Below are 20,481 nucleotides of genomic sequence, written 5' to 3'. Positions count from 1 at the left end.
TCACCGCCGCCGGCGAATGTGTCATTGAGCCGCGGGCAGGCCCATCGTAGCCTGCACCCCATATTTCCCGTGGTAATCAGTCAAGAGATTGAGGAGGCCCCAGGTGGCAGAAGCATATATCGTAGCGGCGGTTCGCACCGCAGGTGGCAAGAAGAACGGCCGGTTAAGCAAGACTCACCCGGCGGACATGGGCGGCAAGGTTATCGATGCCCTGATCGAGCGCACCGGCCTGCCGGCGGACAAGGTAGACGACGTGATCTACGGTTGTGTCAGCCAGATCGGTCCGCAGACCTTCAATGTGGCTCGCACCTCTATTCTCAGCTCATGCCTGCCGGAATCCGTACCGGGCGTGTCTATCGATCGCCAGTGCGGTTCTTCCCAGCAAGCCATTCACTTTGCGGCCCAGGCGGTCATGAGTGGCACTCAGGATGTGATCATCGCCGGTGGTGTGGAATCCATGAGCCAGGTGCCGATCGGTTCTCCGGCGGTGGCCGTGAAGGAAATGGGGTCTCCGTTCGATGGCGTGGAAATCAGTAAACGTTACCCGGGTGAGCATTTCAGCCAGTTCAACGGTGCCGAGCGCATGGCCGAGAAATACGGCGTGAGCAAGGAAGAGCTGGATCAGTTCGCCTATGACTCCCACAAGCGTGGCGCGGCGGCCACCGAAGCGGGCCGTTTCAAGGACGAGATCATTCCGATCACCGTGACCCTGGAAGACGGCTCCCAGGAGGAGCACGTGGTAGATGAAGGGATTCGTTGGGAAGCGGATCTGGCCGCCATCAAGGCACTGAATCCGCTGGTTGACGGCGGCTACATCAGCGCGGCCAATGCCAGCCAGATCACCGATGGCGCGTCTGCGCTGATGATCGTCAGCGAGAAAGCCCTGAAAGAATTTGGCCTGACGCCGCTGGCCCGTATTCACGCCATGTCGGTAGTTGGTTCTGATCCGACCATGGTGCTGGAAGGCCCGATCCCTGCTACCGAAAAAGTGCTGGCCGCAGCGGGCATGACTATTGGCGATATCGATCTGTATGAAGTGAACGAAGCGTTTGGCTCTGTACCGCTGGCCTGGATGAAAGCGGTGGGCGCGGATTACGACAAACTGAACGTGAACGGTGGTGCCCAGGCACTGGGTCACCCGCTGGGTGGCACCGGTACCAAGCTGATGGGTACCCTGATCTACGAACTGAAGCGTCGTGGTGGCAAGTATGGATTGCTGGCAATCTGTGAAGGCCTTGGAACGGCTAACGCGACGATCATTGAAGTGCTGTAACGTCAGTTGAAAGTTTAAACGCGTGTGAGGTTGGTGTCAGCCGTCCTGACGCTGGTTCCGTGCCGCGACGTTCCGCCTGATAAAAAGCCGCTCCGGGAAACCGGGGCGGCTTTTTTGTCTGCAGGGGGTAGCGAGTCTCGAGTTTCGAGTTGCGAAAATCAAAAGCGAAAAGAAAAATCTTTGTCTTTCGGTTTTCGTGGGTTTTGCTCTTCGCAACTCGCAACTCGCAACTCGCAACTCGCAACTCGCAACTCGCAACTCGCAACTCGCAACTCACAATGTACCCGTTAGCACTGTGCCTGGCTGGGGAAAAGTCATCAGCTGAGCCTTTCCACTAGCCAGACCCCGGCAAGCAACATGATCGAAAGTGACCCGACTGGCACAAAAATGCGTTGATAAAAATGCGTTTGCCGCATCAGATACGCCAAGGGAACAAATACCAGAACAATGGCAACCTGACCCAGCTCTACACCGAGATTAAAGCCCAGAAGTGGCAGGAAGATGCCGCTGTCGGTCAATCCCAGGTCCGCAAGAACCGAGGCGAAACCCATGCCGTGGATCAGACCAAAGACAAACGCCATTACCCATCGTTTGGGGAAGTAACGGGGCAGCAAGTTTGCTACGGCGCCAATGGCAACGGTGGCGGCAATGGCAGACTCCACCAGCCATGAAGGCAGTGAGATGATACCCAGAGTGGCAAGCCCCAGCGTGAGTGAATGCGTCAGCGTGAAGGCCGTCACGATGGCCAGGGTTTGAGTCAGCGCGCTGCCCATGTTGGCAGCCGGTTGCCAACCACCTCTTTGCCAGACCAGTACCGCGGGGAACAACAGGGTCAGCAGAAACAGAATGTGATCATAGCCAATCAGGATGTGGTGGATCCCCTGATAAACAAAACCCTGGAAGGCTGGCCAGAGGGGGGTGAGTTCTGCGTTGAACTGCTGGCGGCGTTGCTGGTTGCTAAAGGTGGCGGTAAGTTGGGTGCCATCCTGGTCCAGACGCAAAAGGCCATGATGATCCGGGTCGCGCTCAAACAGGAGCTGGTAATCGACTTCCAGCTGTTGGGGAGGGGCGCTGCATTGGCCTTGCAAGTGCAGGGCCGCATAGGTGCCATCCACATGATCAATGGCCTGCAAACGGGTCAGGGTTAATGGGCACGGATAACGTATGTCGTCCTGCAAGGCCGTCAGACTGAGTGCGGGCAATATCTCTTTGCCCAAACTGCCCTGCATACGTTGCAACTCCCCCCAGGTGATCACCGCATCGCGATTCTCATCAAGCGGAATCAGCAGGTTCAGATCTCTCAGGGCAATGTCCCAACGTCCGGACAGTTGTTTGCTGTCGGAGCGAGCGTCGAGTTGCAGGTAACTGTCACTGGGTTTATGCGCCAGGGCCTGCATCGTGATCAGGGCAAGAATCAGGGATAATATCGCTTTCATCGGGTTGCCCTCTCGTTCCAGTGTTGAGAAGGCGCGTCGTTGATGTTGTGACGTTGAATAAATCGGTAGGCATCATCCAGTGATTTTTCATTTTCGCTCAGTGCCGCACTGGCCAGCAGGATGCGCAGATCGCTCAGCTCCCTTTGTGTTTCCCAGTTAGCTCTGGCCGCCTCAAGTGCCTCGTCAGCCTGTTCCGTTACCGACAGTAAAAAACGGGCGTGTTCACGATGATGAATGGGTCTTTGTGATTGTTGGGCCATGTCGACGCGTTGCTGATAGGCATTGCGCCAGTTTGAAGCTTCAGAATGCCGACTTCGCTTGGCGGCAATGGCCAGGCGTAGCAGGGCGTTATCCCTGTCCTGCCAGTCCAGCAGATCGGTAATCACCTTGGCGTTGGCACCTTGCATAAGCCAAATGTCACTCTGCAAATAACGCAGGTAGGGCGATTGTGGAGCTATCTGCAAGGCCTGTTGAACATGGGTAAGTGCCAAGGCGTTATCCCCTTGTTGCACGGCGATTTCAGTGAGCAGGGTGTATAGCCACTGGCGTTCGTCATCTGTCATTGAAAGCTGATCACTGTTGGCCAGCCGGGTCAGTGTCTGCTCGGCCTTGTCCAGGTTGCCGGTGATTGCCTGGATTCCACTGAGGCAGAGGATGACACTGGTGGCAGGGAGAGAAGTTGCGGCCTGCTGACAGGCTTGTCGAGAAGAGGTGAAGTGGCCTTGCACGCGATCCAGGTTGGCAAGCATCAGCCAGGCCTGGCCCTCATCCGGGCGTTGTTCAAGCAAGCGATTCAGTCGGCTTCGAGCCAAGGAAAAATGGTGCTGGTACTGTTCGATTTCTGCCATCAGCAGTTGCGTAGCGGCAGAGTTGGTGGGCGTCAGGAACGGCTTTAATGTGGCTTGGGCATAACCCAGAAAGCGGGAGTCCTCCCTGAGTCGAGCTTCATCAATCAGTTGTCGTGCCTGCGCTGTGGCGTTGGCCTGGTTTTTGATCGGTGAAGATTGCTGCAGCGCTTGTTCGGCCGGAGATAGTCGAGCCAGAACCTGGTCGTTGGAAGATGGGGTGTAGGGGGCCGCCCAGTTCCGCCCGGCAATCAGGCTGAACAGGACGACAAAAAAAGGTGCCATCACTCTGTAGTGATGGCACACCCCCCGATTCCATTTTTTAGTTTGGAGAGTCCAGAACACTGTTGTAGGCCTCCGGGTTGTTCTGGTCGCGGTCCACAAGCCGCAGGTTGTTGATGTTGACCGGGTCGCGGTCATCTCGTGTATTGGCCAACTGCACCTTGACGAACGCCGTGTAGTTAATGGCAGCATTCGCTTGCGGTGGCGGTCGGTCATTATTGTCGTCACCGCCGCAGGCGCTCAGCGCCATTGCAGAAAGCAGTACGGTGGTCATGGTAAAAAAACGCATGATGTCCTCCAGTTACATGGCCACGTTGTTGGCACCCGGCAGCGGGGTGTTCAGGTAGGGGAAAGTGGTGAGATAGGCATTCGGGTCCGGAAGCGCTCCGTCATTCACAATAGCGCCACCATTTACCTGGCTATTTTGTGTGCCACAGCTACCGATCTCGCCGCCCGGATCTGCGCCATTAACGTCGCCACCACACAGGAACCCTTCGGCAGCGGTGAGTGCAATATCGACTACATCATCAATGGGCCGGCGACCATTGGGGAAACCGGCAAAGTCTCCACCTGCTACGCCCAAATCCACCTGGGAGCCTGCTGCAGTTGCCGGGATGGCAGTGTTGAGGCGCAGTATTTCACTGGCCGTTACCATGGGCAGCTGGGTAACGCCGGGTACACCCGTCAGGAAGACCGTGACCAGATCGTTACGTGGTGTCTCAGGAGCCGTGACACCAAACAGGATCTCTACCAGTGCAGGCAGCGTCGGATTGGTCACATAGGTGGCAAACTGACCGTCATCTTTCGGTTCACTGGCATTGAAACGGTCCTTGTCCTGCAGACCGATAACGACCTCATTGACCAGCGGATTACCGAGGCGTGACACCTGTGTATAGGCGCCACCCTTCACGGCCGGCCCTTTGGCATTCGCACTGGCGGTAGTGTCTGTGCCTTTCGGGGAAGGGTTAATGACGGTGGCCTGACGTACACTTGCGGTAGTCCAGCCGCCAATAACGCTGTTTTCGCCGGTCAGACAGGACGCCGGTACTTCCAACGCCAGACTGGTGACGTTCTTGTCGCCAATGGTATTGCTTCGGGAATCGCGGTCGCCGAGTGGATTGAGCGCAACCAGATCAAATACTTCCCCGAGGTTCACCACAAAGCCTTCCTGTCGTTGACCCGCAAATACTTTGCCCGGCATGGGGCAGTCCGGGATGGCAACCTCGTGGATAAAGCTGTCGGCATAGGTGGCATAGTCCGGCAGCGATTTGGTGCCGATGTTGTCCAGGGGCTTGTCGAATGTCTCACTACCGCTGCCGGCATCGGTGAGATTTTGTACTGTGCCGGTGCGACGATCGCCGGTAATCATCTTCACTGTATAGGTTTCGAGCACGTTCTGGGCGCTATTGTTACCTGCGGTAATCTGGCCAATATTGATCAGTGGAACGGGTACGCTGGTGCCTCCAACATCGACTGCCAGATTTTTGCGTTCGGTGTTGAACTGGAATTGGAAGGTAATGTCTTCCTGGGCATTGCCGGTGTTGTCGATGTGAATCTCGTAGATGGCCTCGTCGTCCAAGGAAAAGTAGTTGGGGCCGCCATAGGCATCTTGCAGCGGCAGATAATTGGCGATCAGGGTGACGTAATTCTCGCGATCAGCTTCGTAGCTGTTGAACATGTAGAAATCGGTGCCATCAACTTTGGGCATGCCGGTAATGAAAGGCGCTTCCCGATGACTGGATGCCAGGGCGCTGGTGCTCGCCAGCACCATGGCCAAGGTAGAGGCAGCGGGGATGAGAAGACTGCGGCATTGCATGGTGGATCTCCCTTTGTATTCGTTGTGAAGGGAGTTACGCCCGACACGGCGTTACGGATGCAGAAAATATTTTGTTTTTTTATGCATCCAATCCGTCGACATTCACGTACTACTAACATCTTTACTGTCATGACTGGGCCTGTTCACACCAACTCAGGCCCCGGTTATGGATTGCGACAATCAACGGCTAGTGACTTTGCTGGCGAAGTCCGCACAGGGCGACCGGCAATCGTTCGCCAGTCTTTATCAGCAAACCAGTGCGGCGATTTATGGCATGTGCGTGCACTTGCTGCGCAATACCGATGAGGCTCAGGACGTGTTGCAGGAAACCTACATTCAGGTATGGCATCACGCGGGTGAATACCACGCAGACCGTGGTACTCCGATTACCTGGATGATGTCTATTGGCCGTTATCGTTGTCTCGACGCCCTGAGGCGCAGGCGGCATCACGTGGATTTCCAGCCGGTGGAGTCCATCCAGGAGAGCGACGCGCCGGGGCCTATGCAAATGGCAGACGCCCAGTCTGAGCGTCAGCGTCTGAGTGATTGCCTCAAGGATCTTGATGAGCGCTATCGCTCTACCATCGAGATGGCTTACTACCGTGGGTTCACACACCAGGAGCTGGCAATGGCCATGGGCCAGCCCTTGGGAACGACCAAGAGTCTTGTCCGTCGTGGCCTGTTAGTGTTGAGACGGTGTCTCGGTTCATGAGGCCTGATCATTTTGAGCGTAACCAGGCGCTTGCTTCTGAATATGTGGTGGGGACATTGCAGGGTGCTGCACGCAAGCGATTCGAGCACTGGATGATGGAATCACCGCGCTTGCGTCGTCAGGTGTGGTATTGGGAGCGAAGGCTTGAACCGTTCAATAACACTTTGCCCAAAACGGCACCTCCTGCGCAGCTGTGGGATCAGATAGAGCAACGGTTGTTCCCGGAGCCGCAAGCATCCAATGCCAGCGCAGGGCACAGGCACAGGCAGGGGCTGTGGTTCTGGCGCTGGAGTGCAGGGCTCGCCATGGCGGCTTTGCTGGTTGTACTGATATGGACTCCTTTGCCATCGCAATCCACACAGGGGGTGGTGGCGGTGGTTCAGTCGGAACAGGCTCTACCGCTCTGGGTGATGAATGCGTCCACGGCGGATCACAGCTTGACCATGAAGGCCTTGCCGTCGGTGGCTACCAATACGGGGCAGGATTTTGAACTGTGGCTGCTGTCAGGGTCAGGCGTGCCCGTTTCCTTGACGGTGTTACCGACGGAAGGAGCCGAATTACGTATTCAGTTGAGCAACGAGCAGGCGCGAGAATTGCTGGAGAGCCGATCGCTTGCCATCAGTCTTGAGCCCAAGGGAGGGTCGCCTACCGGGCAACCCACCGGCCCGGTTCTCTATCACGCTCAGCTGGTAGATTTCTGAGGTGACCGCAACGGTAGCAACAACAGTAAGCGAAGAGGGCGTGCGGCCGGCGGTCATTGCTACTCCAGCGAGCTTTCGGCCTCTTCCAGCGCTTCCATGGCTTCCAGCAGGGCTCCCTCCAGCTCGTCATGCTGTTTCTTGAGGCGCGCTTGATCTCCCAGCAAGCCGTTCATTTCGTTTTTACGGCTATCGTCGGTGTAGAGTGATTCATCGCCCAGAGACGCTTCGGTCTTTTCCAGTTGGCTTTCACAGTCGGCCAGTTGTTTTTCCAGCTTTTCTACCTGCTTTTTCAGCGGTCGCAGTTGTTCACGCTTTTGGGCGGCCAGTTGACGACGGGCCTTGGCATCCATGCCGTCATCGGCTTTTTCTTCCCGTGCCGGTTTGCCGTCCTTGCGGTTTTGTTGCAGCCAGCGAGCGTAGTCATCCAGGTCGCCATCGAAGCGGCGAACCTCGCCGTTGGCCACCAGCCAGAATTCGTCCACCGTGGTTTCCAGAAGGTGGCGATCGTGGGACACCATGACCACAGCACCTTCGAAGGCCTGCAAGGCGAGGGTGAGGGCCTCGCGCATGTCCAGGTCAAGATGGTTGGCCGGTTCGTCCAGAACCAGCAGGGCGGGTTTTTCCTGCACGATCATGGCCAGTGCCAGGCGGGATTTTTCCCCGCCCGAGAAGCGGCCCACCGGGGCAAAGACATCATCGCCATGGAATCCGAAGCGGCCCAGTTCGCTACGCAGTTGCGATTCGCTCCATTTGGGATAAAAACGGGACAGCATCTGGTAAGGCGTGTCGCTGTGATCCAGCCGGTCGACCTGTTGTTGGTGAAAGTAGCCTACGGCAAGGTCCCGGTCTTTTTCAAAGCGCCCGGCCAGGGGCGGCAGCTCGCCGACGAGCGTGCGGATGAGGGTGGATTTGCCCGCGCCGTTGGGGCCCAGCAGTCCCAGCCGGGACTCGGGACGCAGGCTCAGGCTGACCTGGCTGAGGATGGCCACGTCACCCTCATTGTTGCGGTAACCGCATTGCACCTGTTCTAGGTTTTCCATGGGGTTAGGCAGCTTTTCCGGCATATGGAAGTCAAAGCTGAAACCGGAATCCACATGGGCCGGGGCGATCAGTTCGAGCTTTTCCAGCGCCTTCACCCGGCTCTGGGCCTGCTTGGCCTTGCTGGCCTTGGCCTTGAAACGGCGGATGAAGGTTTGCAGGTGGGCCACCTGGGCCTGCTGCTTGTCGTGCATTTTTTGTTGCAGCGCCAGTTGCTCGGCGCGCTGGCGTTCGAAGTCGGAGTAGCCGCCACTGTAGTGATGCAGTTTTTGCCGTTCGATATGCAGGATCTGGTTTACCGTGGCATCCAGAAAGGCACGGTCGTGGGAGATCACCAGCAACGCCCCGGGTTGCTGGATCAGGTAGCTTTGCAGCCACAGGATGGCATCCAGATCCAGGTGGTTGGTGGGCTCATCCAGCAGCAGCAGGTCGGCGTCGCTCATCAGCACCTGGGCCAGATTCAGGCGCATGCGCCAGCCACCGGAAAAGCTGGAGACAGGCTGGCGCTGCTGGGTTTCGCTGAATCCCAGGCCGGCTAACAAGGTGGCCGCGCGGGCGGGTTGTTGCCAGGCGTGCAGGGCTTCCAGTTCGCCATGGGCGACGGCAATGGCGTGATTGTCACCGGCGCTTTCTGCGTCGGCCAGTTTGTGCTCTGCGCGGCGCAGGGCCTTGTGTCCGTCCAGCACATAGTCCACGGCAGGCTGTGCCAGGGCCGGCACTTCCTGGGCCATCATGGCCAGACGCCAGTCATTGGGACAATTCAGGTTGCCGCCGTCGCTCTCCAGTTCGCCCATGATAAGCTTGAACAGCGAACTCTTGCCGGTACCGTTGCGGCCCACCAGCCCCACGCGCCAGCCTTTGTGCAGCACAAAACTGGCCTCCTCCAGCAGGAGGTCCGGGCCGCGGCGCAGGTTGATCTGTTCCAGAGAAAGCATGGTGGGTCCGTCAATAATGAGAAACCGGCGCAGTGTAAGCCAGCCAATCGGATGGGGGAACCGTGGACGATACCGTGAAACAGGATCTTTGGCGCTACGCGCTGGGACGGTGGCAGGACAAGGCGTTTGAGCAGGCTTGCCTGACGTTGCAGGATACCTACCAGGTGCCGGTGTCGTTGTTATTGTGCGGGCTGTGGCTGGCGGCCTCCGGCAAGCAGCCGGATGCGATGGTAGGGCGGCGCGTGGCGGAGGTGGCGGAGCAGTTCGAAGTCGACTATCTACGGCCGTTGCGCGCGGTGCGGCGAAAGGCCGGTAAGGATGTCCGTCTGCCTGAATTCAAACGCCAGCTGCAGCAGGTAGAACTGGAAGGTGAGCGCTGGCTGCTCACTACCTTGCCGTCCCTGTGCGATAACCTGCTGCCGGCGGGGGGGCAGGTAGACCCGATGGCGTGGATGTTGGTGCTGGTGCCGGAACTGGCGCAATGTGAGGGGCTGCAGGATGCGTTGAACGTGCTGGTTGAATTGAAAGTTCAACTTTGAACTTTCCACTGGCCCCTGCCATTCTTCTTTTCCCTTGAGTTTCACCGGACCGCATCATGACCATCGACCTCGACTTTGACCGCGATCATCTCTGGCACCCCTACACCTCTACCTCCAAACCGCTGCCCACCTTTCCGGTGGCCAGTGCTCGCGGGGTACGGCTGACGCTGGAAGATGGTCGTGAGCTGGTGGATGGCATGTCGTCCTGGTGGGCGGCGGTGCATGGCTACAACCACCCGGTGCTTAACCAGGCTGCCAAAGACCAGATCGATCGCATGGCCCATGTCATGTTTGGTGGTCTGACCCATGAGCCTGCCGTCGAGCTCGGCAAGACCTTGGTGGCGCTCACCCCTGCGCCTTTGCAAAAGGTCTTTCTGGCAGACAGTGGTTCTGTGTCGGTTGAGGTTGCCATCAAGATGGCGTTGCAGTTCTGGCTGAGCCAGGGGCAAACCGGCAAGGACAAGTTGCTGGCGCTGCGTAACGGCTATCACGGCGATACCTTTGGGGCCATGGCTACCTGTGATCCGGTCAATGGCATGCATTCCCTGTTCAGTGGTGTGCTGGCAAAACACCACTTCGCCCCCGCCCCACAGAGCGCGTTCGAGGGCCCGTTGCAGGAAGAGGATGTGGCCGCAGTGCGCTCCGTGCTGGAACAACACAGTGGTGAGATTGCAGCCATTATTTTGGAACCGGTGGTACAGGGTGCCGGCGGCATGCGCATTTACCACCCCGGTTATCTGAAGGCCGTGCGTGCACTGTGTGATGAATTCGGCGTGCTGCTGATTTTCGATGAAATCGCCACCGGGTTTGGCCGTACCGGCAAGCTGTTTGCCATGGAACACGCGGATGTGTGCCCCGATATCCTCTGCCTGGGCAAGGCGATCACCGGGGGCTACTTGACCCTGGCCGCAACGTTGTGCACCGACCGTGTGGCCGCGGGTATTTGCGATGGTGAGGCGGGCGTGTTGATGCATGGCCCTACTTTCATGGGCAACCCACTGGCCTGTGCGGTGGCCAACGCCAGCATCCAGTTGCTGCTGGATTCCGACTGGCAGCAGAAAGTGGCCGCCATTGAGCAGCAGCTAAAACAGGAGCTGCTGCCTCTGAAGGCGCTGGACAGTGTGGCAGACACACGGGTGCTGGGGGCCATCGGTGTGATGGAGATGCAAGAGCCAGTGGCCATGGAACAGGTGCAGCAACAGTTTGTGGAGCAGGGGGTATGGATTCGCCCGTTCGGCAAACTGGTCTACATCATGCCCCCGTTTGTCATCGAACCGGCAGACCTGAGCAAATTGACCGGCGCCATGCGGGACCTGGCAGAGCGAAGTTGAAAGTTCAAAGTTGAAGGTTCAAAAGCGTGAACCAAACATTCCACACGGGTGCCGTGCCGCAGCGCTACAAACAACCAGCAACGTCCGCGCACTCAATTGCCAGGGGGCATGGCGCGGCTCTAGTCTACGCCAGATAGCGCGATGGCCTGCTCGCGCTTTTAAACGTTGAACTTTCAACTCAACTACCGAAACCCCGGCATGGCCTGAATAAGATGACGCTGAACTTCCAGCCATTCGCCAATCAGGCGCCAGTGCTGGCGATCATCAAGATTACGGGACACTGCAGCATCCATGACGCCTTCGCCATGGCTCATGGCTTGCACATAAAGCTGTGTGTCCCGGAGGGTCACCAGATACGGAATCTTGAGGCTGGTCAGGAACTGACGCAGCGCAGCATACATCTTGGTACGGGTACGTGCCCGGTTGGCGACTACGGCCAGCCGGCGTGGCCGACGGCGATAGGTCGGGGTCAGCATGACGGTCTGAAGAAAGCGGGTAGTGGCACGAATGTCGATGGGGCTGGGCAGCACTGGTACCAACACGATCTGCGACAGCCGCAGCAAGTGGTCGAGTTCATGGGGGTCCAGCCCCGCAGGAGAATCGATGACGACCAGTTCACCGGCCTGATCCAGCTTTTGTTGCAGGCGGCCCAGAGACAGCGGCTCCGACACCGGCCACGACAGGCCATGAATATGGGCGCTCTTGCGCAGTTTCAGCCATTGAGTCGCCGATTGCTGGGGATCGAGATCAAGCAGGGTCACCGGACGGCCGAGTGCTTCGTAATAGCTGACCAAATTAGTGGCAATAGTGGTTTTTCCGCAGCCGCCCTTGCTATTGGCAACCAGTATAACGGTGCGTTTGACCGTGGTTACCGGGCTGTTATGTGCGCTATTCATGCGGTTGAGTGCCAAGATTTTCGTATGATTGTACCCGTCCTTGCGTTCCGGGCGACTGGCATCCCGGAAAACAGTGAATCCCCTCACATTTGTCACACTACCGCATCTGACTGAAAAGTGGTGTAAATTGTTGTGCCTCGGGGCATTGCTGCAGGGAACCTTGAGCGATTTCGCTGTCATAAATGGGAAGGAAATCGGGATGCGTTATTTTCTCATCATTGTTGCATTGATCGCTGCGCTGCTGGCAGCCTTGTTCACCATTCCGCTTGGGGGTGGCAAGCCGCTGCTTAACTGGCAGCACGTGCAGGAGAACTGGCAGCAACCTGATCGGATGTTTGGCAATGGGCTATCGCCCTGGATTGGACAATCCGGGGAAACCGAGCTGTACCGCTGGCGTGACCCGGAGGGAAACTGGCAGTATGGCCAGATTCCGCCACCGGGGGTGCATGCCGAAGCGGTTACCGTAAAAGATCCGAAGACCATCAGCGCTGAAGAGATGCGCGGTGGCAAGGGATTGGAACAGACACAACAACAGTAGGCCAATTGGAGGCAGAATGAAGAAATTGGGAATCGTACTGGCAGGCTCTGTACTGCTGGTCGCCTGTGGTCAGGACAAGGCCGAAATCAAGACTGACGACCAGAAAGCATCCTATGCACTGGGTTTCCGCAGTGCGGAACAGATGCGAAGCCTGGAGAATCTGGACCTGGATGCCATGGTTGCCGGCTTGCGCGATGGTTTCAAGGAAGGTGGCGAGTCCCGTTTGGGTGAGGAAGATCTGGATCAGCTGATTCGTGATTTCCAGGGCCGCATGATTGCCGCCGAGCAGAAGAAGATGGAAGAGAAAGCGGGCGCAAATCTGGAGGCCAGCGAGACCTTCCTGAAAGAGAACGGTGCCCGTGAAGGTGTGACGACCACCGACAGTGGCCTGCAGTATGAAGTGCTGGCTTCCGGTGAAGAAGGCGCTGCGTCCCCTACCCTGGAAGACACCGTGGAAGTGCATTACCACGGTACCCTGCCCGATGGCACGGTGTTCGACAGTTCTGTTGATCGCGGCCAGCCGGCCACCTTTGGTCTGCAGCACATCATCAAGGGCTGGCAGGAAGCGCTGCCGATGATGAAGGAAGGCGACAAGTGGAAGATCGTTGTGCCGCCGGCGCTGGGTTACGGTGAGCAAGGAGCCGGTGGTGACATCGGTCCGAACCAGGTGCTGATCTTCGAGATTCAGCTGCTGGACGTGAAAGGCGGTGAAGACGTTGCCGGCGAATAAGTGCCGCAGGTTTTCTTGCTGAAAAAGGGCGCCTTCGGGCGCCCTTTTTCATGCCGGGATTATTTTTGTGCGCGCCTAGTGCATCGCCTGCTTGAGAGGCGGTTCCTGCTGGTGGATGCTCAGTATCAACTGGTCTTCCAGGGAAAAACGTTCCTCCAGGGTCTCCATCAGGCGGCTGATGCGCTGCGGTAGTTCTGCTTTCAGCGTGGCGCAGGTGTCCGGGTTTTCAAAATCCGCGTTAAAAGCCAGGGCTTCGTCGGTGGAGCTGTCCAGCTGGCGAAGAATCTGGTGGGTCAACCCCGGGTTTTCGCGATGGAAATGGCGGGCCTCGTTGACCAACTCGCGATATACCTCGAAATAGCCTGCGCTGATGTAGTCCATCAGCAACTCACAAAAGTGCTGCAATTGTTGTTGGCGAGGCATGTCTGAACGGGACAGGCCACGGATGCCCTGCAGCGCACAAAGCAGCACGATCAATTGTTGGCGTTCGTCCAGCCACGCTTTCACCAGAGCTTCGATACGATGCCATTGAACCATTGCGTCAGAAGAAGATGAGCTCGCCATTGTGTTCCCTCCCTAGTGAATGGCTGCGCGAATTTTGTCGTGGGGCTATCGAGACTAGGACGGAGGCAAACTCCGGTGCAAGGGCCAGAATGGGGCGCGCCGGGGCCGATGTCGGGATGAACGGTAAAAGCGTTGCGGGCTCAATGGCTTGCTGATAAAGACGGATTTGTCATAACGGCGGTCCTTTTTGTGCCGCCGGCATCACACTGTGTGTCGCCCGCAGAGGGGTGAAGAAGGACGGGGGGCAGATTACTGGCCCAGCCACTGGGCAACCCAGGGCCATATCCAGGGTAAAGCCATGGCGGTGACCAGGCCGCACAGGCCCAGGGCAAGGCCGGCAAAGGCGCCGGCTTTTTCGCCGTATTCAAAGGCGCGGGCGGTGCCGATGGCGTGCGCCACCAGCCCGAGAGCAAAGCCCTTGATGCGTTGGTCGTTTACTTTTAGCAGCCGGAAGATCGGGCCGGCGGTCAGCGCGCCCACAATCCCGGTGATGGCCACCGCGCCGGCTGCCAGTGAGACATATCCTCCGGTGGATTTGACCACCTCTACCGCGATGGGGGTGGTGATCGATTTTGGCGCCAGCGAGCCCACCACTTCTGCCGGTGCGCCCAGCCACCAGGCCAGACCGACGGCAATGGCAGCGGAAATGGCGGCACCTATAAGGGTAGCCACCACGATGGGGGTCAGCACGCTGCGAACGGCGTGCAGCTGACGGTACAGAGGCCAGGCCAGGGCCACGGTGGCCGGACCCAGCAGGAACGCGATCAGGCGGGTTTGATCGCGGTATTCCTCATAATCCACCCCAACCAGAGGGAGCACGATAATGACCGGGATAGAGGCCACCAGGAACGGGTGAAACACTGGCAGGCTGTTGCTCTTGCCATAGACCCACAAGGCGAACCGGTAGCTGGCCAGCGTCAGCAGGATCCCGAACAGTGGGGTATGCGCCAGTGCCGCCAGGTTATCCAGTTCAGGGCTCATGGGGCTCTCCGGCCTTGCTCATGAGCTTTTTCAGCATCAGGGTCACCAGCAGCATGCTGAGGATGGTGCCAATCACCACGGCCACGGCCAGAGCCACAGCGTAGTCTTCGTAGCGGTGCCACTGCAGCACAATACCAACCCCCAGAGGGAAGATCAGCAGACTGATGTGCTTGATCAGGGCGCCGGCCGCGGGGGCGACCCGCTGGGTGAAGGGGGTATTGAGCAGCAATGCGACCAGCAACAGCACCATGCCCACGACGGAGGCGGGCAGGGGGATGCCGGTCAGGCGAATCAGGATTTCTCCCAGAAACTGGAAGAACAGCAGGATCAGCAGGCCATCGATCATTGGCAGATCAACGCGGCAGCGGGCGGAAAATCTGGATCAGGGCAAGCAGCAGCAAGCCGGAGAAGACCACTAGTGACCAGGCCGGCAGGCTTAGCCCCATGAAGGCCCAGTCCATCTCGGCACATTCCCCGGACCCGGCCAGTACTTGCTGGATCACGTTCTGCATTGGGAATACATCCATCATGTATTCCAGGCCCGGCCCACAGGCAGGGACTTCATCTGCAGGCAGGCTTTGCAGCCAGATATGACGAATGGCCACTGCGCCACCGCCGATGGCCGCGAGGGCAGTCAGCAGCCCGTAGAGGCGTACCCCGATGCGTTTGGGGCCATGCAGCGAGGCAACCAGCAACACCAGGGCGGCGGCCATGACGCCAACACGCTGGAAAATGCACAGCGGACAGGGTTCGAGGCCGTCTACATGTTGCAGGTACAAGGCACCTGCCATGGCGGCAATACAGCCCAGAAGGGCAAGGAAATTCAGCAGACGAGGAGCAGGAATCACAGCAGACATGGCAAGCTCTATCGAACAGGGGTGGCGGAAGGGTAGGCAAAAGCACCTGTGGCGGCAAGGGTGGAGCGACCACAGGGGTCAGACCGGTGGCAGAGGGTAAGGTTCCTCCCGGGCGTCAGCGTCGGGTGTCTGCCCGCCTGAAGCCGGGTAAGAAAAGGGGGGGGCTGGATCAGGCCTGTTGTGCCTGCTGGTTTTTCAGGTTGCGGTCGTGCCAGGCATCAATGCCGGCTTCCCAGCCCTGAAACCACCATTCGGCCAGTGGTTCGTCTGCACTATAGGGGCAACGATTACTGTCGCCGCCGCCCATGCCCCACATGCAGCCCTGGTTATAGGCTTTCTCGCACTGCTCCCGATTCGGGGTCATGCCATTCTCCCGGTTGATTCCTGTGAGACAGGGGTGCCTCTGCATAACGCCTTGTGTGCTCAGGCTGGAACAGCCAAGGGGCGCGGCCTGAAGCGTGCAAGACGTTATTCAGAAGTACCCTAGCACTGTGGTGCAAATTGCATAGGGATAGAGTGCGCATTTTTGTTGAAAAAGTGCGCAGTCGTGCAACGGTTTGTACCTTTTGTCAGCTTGCCGCTCCCTTGGGGGAAAGGCGTTTCACCACAGGGGGCACAGAGCCCGCAGAGGCGACCTGAGACAGGTTTTCCTTGGTGACCACTGTGCCCTCTGTGGTATACGGGCCAGGATGATTTAGCGGAAGTAATCCGCCAGATAGTCGGCGAAAGGCGGCTCGTTCACCGCTTCCCATGCCTTCTGTTCGGTAAGACTTTGCGCGGCCAGGGTTTCCAGGCGCGTGTTGGTGTCGTCACAACGCTGGCGGGACAGGAAGTGGTCGCGGTGGGCCAGGGCCTGGTTCATGGCGAACTGGAAGAAGCTTTGCTCACGGGATTCCAGTTTTTCCATGATCTGGGCAGAGGGTGTGGCATCCGGGGTGCGGACTTTTTCCTGCTGGCGGGCCAGGGCATTGGCGTAGTTGTTGCCGCCGTGGGCGCGATCAAACAGCTCAGCGATAGGCTGCATCTGTTCCAGTTTTTCGCTGGCCCATTCCTCGAAGGAGATGGATTTGCCCCAGTTGTTCAGGGCAATAGAGGTATCGCGGCCGTTGTAGACCACCTGGCGAAGGTTGTCCTTGCTGGCGTTGAGGTCGCACTTCTCCAGAAGGGGCGATTCGCGCAACAGGCAGTAGGTGGCGAACAGATCAAGAAAACGGATTTCCTGCTGATTGATGCCCACCGGCTCGAACGGGTTCAGATCCAGCGCACGGATTTCAATGTATTCAACGCCGCGTTTCTGCAAGGCAGTGGTGGGGCGCTCGCCCTTGTTGATGGTGCGCTTGGGGCGAATCGAGGAGTAGTACTCGTTTTCGATCTGCAGGATGTTGGCATTGAGCTGCTGGTACTGGCCTGCGGCATCCAGCACGCCGATTTTCTCGTAGGCGGGCTCCGGTGTCTTGATGGCATGGGTCAGTGATTGCACATACTCATCGAGGTTGTTGTAGCTGATGGCCAGGGAGGACTGGGCATTGTTCTGGTAGCCCAGATCGCTCATCCGCAGGCTGGTGGCATGGGGCTTGAACAGGGTGTGGTCGAAGGTGTCGAGCTGGTGCTCGCGACCGGCCAGAAACGACTTGCACAGTGCCGGTGAAGCGCCGAACAGGTAGACCAGTAGCCAAGAGTAACGCTGGAAATTGCGGGTCAGATCGAAGTAGCGTCGCGAGATGTACTCCTGCAATGGTGCGCTGTCGCCTTCCAGTACCTGGTTCAGTTTCCAGAACTCTTCCGGGTAGGAAAAGTTGTAGTGGATGCCGGCGATGGTTTGCATCTTGCGGCCATAACGGTGGCCAAGCCCTTCACGGTAGACGGTCTTCATGCGACCCACATTGGAGCTGCCGTATTGCGCCACCGGCACATCATTGTCCTTGCTGATCATGCAAGGCATGGAATTGACCCACAGCACTTCGTCACCGATGTGGCTGTACACATAGCGGTGGAGTTGTTCCAGGAACTCCAGCGGTTTGTGCAGCTCGGTGGTGGCTGGGGTGATGAACTCCAGCAGGGCTTCCGAGTAGTCGGTGGTGATGTAGGGGTGGGTCAGGGCGGAGCCCAGCGCCTGTGGGTGAGGAGTCTGGGCAAGGGTGCCATCGGTGGTAATGCGCAGGCTTTCCTTTTCGATGCCGCGACGAATGCCGGCCAGGGTGGCGGCGGCATCGGAATCCAGCAGGGCTCGGATACGTTGTTCAAGTTTGGCCATAACAGGCAGTTCCGTTCTCGATATCCGGGTGGCACGGGGCGCATTGGGCCCCTGCCTACGGGATTGTGGCCCTACCATGCATGGTCAGGGCGACAATCACCAGCGGTTGGCGGGACTATTTTCCCTTCTTTTCGGCCATGGCATTGGCGAGCAGCTGGCCAAAGGAGCCGGTGCCCTTGTTGCCCTGCGGGTTGCCCTGGCCGCGGTTACCGCCCTGGCGCTGGCCACGGGGGCCATTGTTGCCTTTGCGGGGGGCGCCGCCATTGCGTGCAGGGGTGGCCCCTTTTTCGGCGGGCTGGTCGTCCATGCGCATGGTCAGGCTGATGCGTTTGCGATCCAGGTCCACGTCCATCACCTTGACCTTGACGATGTCGCCGGGCTTCACCACATCGTGGGGATCCCCCACGAACTTGTCGGACAGGGCGGAAACGTGCACCAGACCATCCTGATGAACACCGATATCGACAAAGGCGCCGAAGTTGGTCACGTTGGTTACCGTGCCTTCCAGAATCATGGATGGCTTCAGGTCCTTGAGGGTTTCGACCCCTTCCTTGAAGACCGCTGCCTTGAATTCCGGGCGCGGGTCGCGGCCAGGTTTTTCCAGCTCGCTGAGAATGTCGGTCACGGTGGGCAGCCCGAAATTGTCGTCGGTAAAATCGACTGCGTTGACCTTCTTCAGGAAGGGCGCATCGCCGATCAGTTCCTTCAGCGGGCGGCCATGTTTTTCGGCGATCTTTTCGACCACCGGGTAGGCTTCCGGGTGAACGGAAGAGCCATCCAGCGGGTTTGCGCCGTCCATGATGCGCAGGAAGCCGGCGGCTTGTTCAAAGGTCTTGTCGCCCAGGCGCGGTACCTGTTTGAGATCGATACGGGAGCCAAAGGCGCCGTTCTTTTCCCGGTAGGAGACGATGTTGCCGGCAATGGTGGCATTCAGGCCGGCAATGCGTGCCAGCAGCGGGGCGCTGGCAGTGTTCACGTCTACCCCCACCGAGTTCACACAGTCTTCCACCACGGCGTCCAGCGAGCGGGACAGTTTGACCTGGCTGACGTCGTGCTGGTACTGGCCCACCCCGATGGCTTTCGGGTCGATTTTCACCAACTCGGCCAGTGGGTCTTGCAGACGGCGGGCGATGGAGACCGCGCCACGGAAGGAAACGTCCAGATCGGGGAATTCGCGGGCAGCGGTTTCTGAAGCAGAGTACACCGAGGCGCCTGCTTCGGAGACCATGATCTTCTGGATGTTGCCCTTGCTGGCCTTGACCACTTCACCGGCCAGTTTGTCGGTTTCGCGGCTGGCGGTGCCGTTACCCACTGCGATCAGTTCCACCTTGTGCTTCAGGCACAGGGCCGCGAGTACCGACAGGGACTGGTCCCACTGGTTCTTGGGCTGGTGCGGGAAGATGGTGGTGTGTTCCAGCAGTTTACCGGTGGCGTCCACAACCACGACTTTGACCCCGGTACGCAGGCCGGGATCGAGACCCATGGTGCATTTGGGGCCGGCGGGGGAGGCCATCAGCAGGCTCTTCAGGTTACGGGCGAAGACCTGAATGGCTTCTTCTTCACCCAGCTCGCGTACGCGGCCCAACAGTTCGGTTTCCAGGTGGGTGTTGAGCTTGATCTTCCAGGTCCAGCGCATCACTTCCTTGAGCCAGTCATCAGCGGCGCGGCCTTGATGGCTCCAGCCGGATACGGCGGTGACCATGGCTTCACAGGGATGAGGGACGGCCGTTTCCAGCTCTTCTGGCAGCACCATGGAGACATGCAGGATGCTCTCGTTGCGGCCACGGAACAGGGCCAGGGCCCGGTGGCTGGGGATATCCTTCAGGGCTTCGCTGTGATCGAAGTAGTCGCTGAATTTGGCGCCGTCCTTCTCTTTGCCATCTGCCAGCTTGGACTGAATCTGTGCCTTGTCCCAGAGGAAGGTACGCAGGCGGGTCAGTAGCTCGGCGTTTTCGGCGAAACGCTCCATGAGGATCTGCTTGGCGCCGTCCAGGGCATCCTTGGCGGTGGCGATCTTGTGCTCTTCATTCAGGTAGCCAGCGGCCAGCGCCTCGGGCTCTTGGGTGGGATCGTCCAGCAGGGTGTCGGCCAGGGGTTCCAGGCCGGCCTCGCGGGCAATCTGGGCGCGGGTGCGGCGCTTGGGCTTGTAGGGCAGGTAAAGGTCTTCCAGACGGGTCTTGGTGTCGGCTGCCTTGATGGCCTTTTCCAGTTCCGGGGTGAGCTTGTCCTGCTCGGCGATGCTCTTGAGGATGGCGTCGCGTCGCTCTTCCATCTCTCGCAGGTAGCGCAGGCGTTCTTCCAGATTCCGCAGCTGGGTGTCGTCCAGGCCGCCGGTGACTTCTTTCCGGTAACGGGCAATAAAGGGGACGGTGGCACCTTCGTCGAGCAGGGCGACGGCAGCGTGGACTTGCCGCTCCTGACAGGAGAGTTCTTCAGCAATGATCTGTTCAATACTACGCATGGACTATTCCTTGATGGCCTGGCCGGTCACGCTGGGGCAGGCACGCTTTTAAAACAAAACGACCGGAATCATAGGGAATGATTCCGGTCGTTGATAGATTGACTTGTAAAAGTGGCTGTGGCTTGGATTCAGCGGCTCACGGGGGTTAGGAACCTCTGAATAGCACCTTGCATGCTCAGCGTGTCCTGAAGCGTGCAGTTGTTGTGTCTTGTCTCGACGGTAAGGGTGGTTCCCTTTCCTAGAGGCAAGGCGCAGCAGATGGGCGCTCCAAGCCGCGCCTTTATGCTCGTCA

The 20,481-nt window shown here is 58.6% G+C and carries 20 protein-coding genes; 7 read left to right on the top strand and 13 right to left on the bottom strand.

Features of this window, described 5'->3' with window-relative positions; translation table 11 throughout:
- The first annotated feature begins 103 nt into the window (after window positions 1–103).
- Window positions 104–1,273 (top strand): acetyl-CoA C-acetyltransferase, encoded by a 1,170-nt coding sequence (locus tag Q672_RS26010; protein ID WP_022985407.1) that lies wholly within the window; start codon window positions 104–106, stop codon window positions 1,271–1,273.
- Between the two features lie 317 nt (window positions 1,274–1,590).
- On the opposite strand, the gene Q672_RS26005 is transcribed toward Q672_RS26010, so the two are convergent.
- The 4 genes from Q672_RS26005 to Q672_RS25990 are packed head-to-tail and all read right to left on the bottom strand — an operon-like array spanning window position 1,591 to window position 5,652.
- Window positions 1,591–2,709 (bottom strand): HupE/UreJ family protein, encoded by a 1,119-nt coding sequence (locus Q672_RS26005; protein WP_022985406.1) that lies wholly within the window; start codon window positions 2,707–2,709, stop codon window positions 1,591–1,593.
- Complete coding sequence (locus tag Q672_RS26000) at window positions 2,706–3,839, bottom strand: tetratricopeptide repeat protein (RefSeq protein ID WP_022985405.1); 1,134 nt, start codon at window positions 3,837–3,839, stop codon at window positions 2,706–2,708. The genes Q672_RS26005 and Q672_RS26000 overlap by 4 nt, the downstream gene beginning before the upstream one ends.
- Window positions 3,840–3,876: 37 nt before the next feature.
- Window positions 3,877–4,125, bottom strand: a complete 249-nt coding sequence (locus Q672_RS34220; RefSeq protein WP_022985404.1) for a hypothetical protein — start codon at window positions 4,123–4,125, stop codon at window positions 3,877–3,879.
- A 12-nt stretch (window positions 4,126–4,137) separates the two neighbouring features.
- Window positions 4,138–5,652, bottom strand: a complete 1,515-nt coding sequence (locus Q672_RS25990; RefSeq protein WP_022985403.1) for a DUF4331 domain-containing protein — start codon at window positions 5,650–5,652, stop codon at window positions 4,138–4,140.
- A gap of 166 nt (window positions 5,653–5,818) precedes the next feature.
- Between Q672_RS25990 and Q672_RS25985 the strand changes: the two genes are divergently transcribed.
- Window positions 5,819–6,364 (top strand): sigma-70 family RNA polymerase sigma factor, encoded by a 546-nt coding sequence (locus tag Q672_RS25985; RefSeq protein WP_022985402.1) that lies wholly within the window; start codon window positions 5,819–5,821, stop codon window positions 6,362–6,364.
- Window positions 6,361–7,065, top strand: a complete 705-nt coding sequence (locus Q672_RS25980) for an anti-sigma factor (RefSeq protein WP_022985401.1) — start codon at window positions 6,361–6,363, stop codon at window positions 7,063–7,065. The genes Q672_RS25985 and Q672_RS25980 overlap by 4 nt, the downstream gene beginning before the upstream one ends.
- 59 nt (window positions 7,066–7,124) lie before the next feature.
- Here Q672_RS25980 and Q672_RS25975 read toward each other — a convergent pair whose 3' ends face one another.
- Window positions 7,125–9,038 (bottom strand): ATP-binding cassette domain-containing protein, encoded by a 1,914-nt coding sequence (locus Q672_RS25975; protein WP_022985400.1) that lies wholly within the window; start codon window positions 9,036–9,038, stop codon window positions 7,125–7,127.
- A 74-nt stretch (window positions 9,039–9,112) separates the two neighbouring features.
- Here Q672_RS25975 and Q672_RS25970 point away from each other — a divergent pair, with 74 nt between their 5' ends.
- Both Q672_RS25970 and bioA read left to right on the top strand, forming a co-directional pair.
- Window positions 9,113–9,577 carry a TIGR02444 family protein gene (locus tag Q672_RS25970; RefSeq protein ID WP_035482161.1) on the top strand — a complete coding sequence of 155 codons (465 nt, stop codon included), beginning with the start codon at window positions 9,113–9,115 and terminating at the stop codon, window positions 9,575–9,577.
- 56 nt (window positions 9,578–9,633) lie between these two features.
- Complete coding sequence (gene bioA / locus Q672_RS25965) at window positions 9,634–10,908, top strand: adenosylmethionine--8-amino-7-oxononanoate transaminase (RefSeq protein WP_022985398.1); 1,275 nt, start codon at window positions 9,634–9,636, stop codon at window positions 10,906–10,908.
- 182 nt (window positions 10,909–11,090) lie between these two features.
- Here bioA and Q672_RS25960 read toward each other — a convergent pair whose 3' ends face one another.
- On the bottom strand, window positions 11,091–11,804 hold the full coding sequence (locus Q672_RS25960) for a ParA family protein (protein ID WP_035482158.1): 714 nt from the start codon (window positions 11,802–11,804) through the stop codon (window positions 11,091–11,093).
- Between the two features lie 199 nt (window positions 11,805–12,003).
- On the opposite strand from Q672_RS25960, the gene Q672_RS25955 reads away from it, so the two are divergent.
- Both Q672_RS25955 and Q672_RS25950 read left to right on the top strand, forming a co-directional pair.
- Window positions 12,004–12,342, top strand: coding sequence for a DUF4124 domain-containing protein (locus Q672_RS25955; protein WP_022985396.1), 339 nt, complete (start codon window positions 12,004–12,006; stop codon window positions 12,340–12,342).
- A gap of 16 nt (window positions 12,343–12,358) precedes the next feature.
- Window positions 12,359–13,072, top strand: coding sequence for an FKBP-type peptidyl-prolyl cis-trans isomerase (locus Q672_RS25950; RefSeq protein WP_022985395.1), 714 nt, complete (start codon window positions 12,359–12,361; stop codon window positions 13,070–13,072).
- Between the two features lie 75 nt (window positions 13,073–13,147).
- On the opposite strand, the gene Q672_RS25945 is transcribed toward Q672_RS25950, so the two are convergent.
- The 7 genes from Q672_RS25945 to Q672_RS25915 form a co-directional block, all read right to left on the bottom strand.
- On the bottom strand, window positions 13,148–13,636 hold the full coding sequence (locus tag Q672_RS25945; RefSeq protein WP_031226461.1) for an Rsd/AlgQ family anti-sigma factor: 489 nt from the start codon (window positions 13,634–13,636) through the stop codon (window positions 13,148–13,150).
- 249 nt (window positions 13,637–13,885) lie between these two features.
- The gene (locus Q672_RS25940; protein ID WP_022985393.1) at window positions 13,886–14,617 is read right to left on the bottom strand and encodes an LrgB family protein; all 732 of its coding nucleotides are present in this window, start codon (window positions 14,615–14,617) and stop codon (window positions 13,886–13,888) included.
- Window positions 14,607–14,963, bottom strand: coding sequence for a CidA/LrgA family protein (locus tag Q672_RS25935; protein ID WP_022985392.1), 357 nt, complete (start codon window positions 14,961–14,963; stop codon window positions 14,607–14,609). The genes Q672_RS25940 and Q672_RS25935 overlap by 11 nt, the downstream gene beginning before the upstream one ends.
- 7 nt (window positions 14,964–14,970) lie before the next feature.
- The gene (locus Q672_RS25930; protein ID WP_022985391.1) at window positions 14,971–15,474 is read right to left on the bottom strand and encodes a disulfide bond formation protein B; all 504 of its coding nucleotides are present in this window, start codon (window positions 15,472–15,474) and stop codon (window positions 14,971–14,973) included.
- A 169-nt stretch (window positions 15,475–15,643) separates the two neighbouring features.
- Window positions 15,644–15,838, bottom strand: coding sequence for a ribosome modulation factor (gene rmf / locus Q672_RS25925; RefSeq protein ID WP_022985390.1), 195 nt, complete (start codon window positions 15,836–15,838; stop codon window positions 15,644–15,646).
- A gap of 330 nt (window positions 15,839–16,168) precedes the next feature.
- Window positions 16,169–17,728 (bottom strand): glutamate--cysteine ligase, encoded by a 1,560-nt coding sequence (gshA, locus tag Q672_RS25920; RefSeq protein WP_022985389.1) that lies wholly within the window; start codon window positions 17,726–17,728, stop codon window positions 16,169–16,171.
- Between the two features lie 115 nt (window positions 17,729–17,843).
- Window positions 17,844–20,189: a Tex family protein gene (locus Q672_RS25915; RefSeq protein WP_022985388.1), complete on the bottom strand. Its 2,346-nt coding sequence runs from the start codon at window positions 20,187–20,189 to the stop codon at window positions 17,844–17,846.
- Between the last annotated feature and the right edge of the window lie 292 nt (window positions 20,190–20,481).

The sequence above is a fragment of the Alcanivorax sp. P2S70 genome, assembly GCF_000475295.1.
GTDB classification, from domain to species: domain Bacteria; phylum Pseudomonadota; class Gammaproteobacteria; order Pseudomonadales; family Alcanivoracaceae; genus Alcanivorax; species Alcanivorax profundi.
The sequence above is the reverse complement of the archived record's forward strand: the minus strand, read 5'-3'. Positions and strand labels throughout refer to the sequence as shown.

Excerpts from the sequence above, each read along its gene's own strand:
- Q672_RS26005 (WP_022985406.1), bottom strand. The coding sequence starts at position 2,709 with ATGAAAGCGATATTATCCCTGATTCTTGCCCTGATCACGATGCAGGCC.
- Q672_RS26000 (WP_022985405.1), bottom strand. The coding sequence starts at position 3,839 with ATGGCACCTTTTTTTGTCGTCCTGTTCAGCCTGATTGCCGGGCGGAAC.
- Q672_RS34220 (WP_022985404.1), bottom strand. The coding sequence starts at position 4,125 with ATGCGTTTTTTTACCATGACCACCGTACTGCTTTCTGCAATGGCGCTG.
- Q672_RS25990 (WP_022985403.1), bottom strand. The coding sequence starts at position 5,652 with ATGCAATGCCGCAGTCTTCTCATCCCCGCTGCCTCTACCTTGGCCATG.
- Q672_RS25985 (WP_022985402.1), top strand. The coding sequence starts at position 5,819 with ATGGATTGCGACAATCAACGGCTAGTGACTTTGCTGGCGAAGTCCGCA.
- Q672_RS25980 (WP_022985401.1), top strand. The coding sequence starts at position 6,361 with ATGAGGCCTGATCATTTTGAGCGTAACCAGGCGCTTGCTTCTGAATAT.
- Q672_RS25975 (WP_022985400.1), bottom strand. The coding sequence starts at position 9,038 with ATGCTTTCTCTGGAACAGATCAACCTGCGCCGCGGCCCGGACCTCCTG.
- bioA (WP_022985398.1), top strand. The coding sequence starts at position 9,634 with ATGACCATCGACCTCGACTTTGACCGCGATCATCTCTGGCACCCCTAC.
- Q672_RS25960 (WP_035482158.1), bottom strand. The coding sequence starts at position 11,804 with ATGAATAGCGCACATAACAGCCCGGTAACCACGGTCAAACGCACCGTT.
- Q672_RS25955 (WP_022985396.1), top strand. The coding sequence starts at position 12,004 with ATGCGTTATTTTCTCATCATTGTTGCATTGATCGCTGCGCTGCTGGCA.
- Q672_RS25950 (WP_022985395.1), top strand. The coding sequence starts at position 12,359 with ATGAAGAAATTGGGAATCGTACTGGCAGGCTCTGTACTGCTGGTCGCC.
- Q672_RS25945 (WP_031226461.1), bottom strand. The coding sequence starts at position 13,636 with ATGGCGAGCTCATCTTCTTCTGACGCAATGGTTCAATGGCATCGTATC.
- Q672_RS25940 (WP_022985393.1), bottom strand. The coding sequence starts at position 14,617 with ATGAGCCCTGAACTGGATAACCTGGCGGCACTGGCGCATACCCCACTG.
- Q672_RS25935 (WP_022985392.1), bottom strand. The coding sequence starts at position 14,963 with ATGATCGATGGCCTGCTGATCCTGCTGTTCTTCCAGTTTCTGGGAGAA.
- Q672_RS25930 (WP_022985391.1), bottom strand. The coding sequence starts at position 15,474 with ATGTCTGCTGTGATTCCTGCTCCTCGTCTGCTGAATTTCCTTGCCCTT.
- rmf (WP_022985390.1), bottom strand. The coding sequence starts at position 15,838 with ATGACCCCGAATCGGGAGCAGTGCGAGAAAGCCTATAACCAGGGCTGC.
- gshA (WP_022985389.1), bottom strand. The coding sequence starts at position 17,728 with ATGGCCAAACTTGAACAACGTATCCGAGCCCTGCTGGATTCCGATGCC.
- Q672_RS25915 (WP_022985388.1), bottom strand. The coding sequence starts at position 20,189 with ATGCGTAGTATTGAACAGATCATTGCTGAAGAACTCTCCTGTCAGGAG.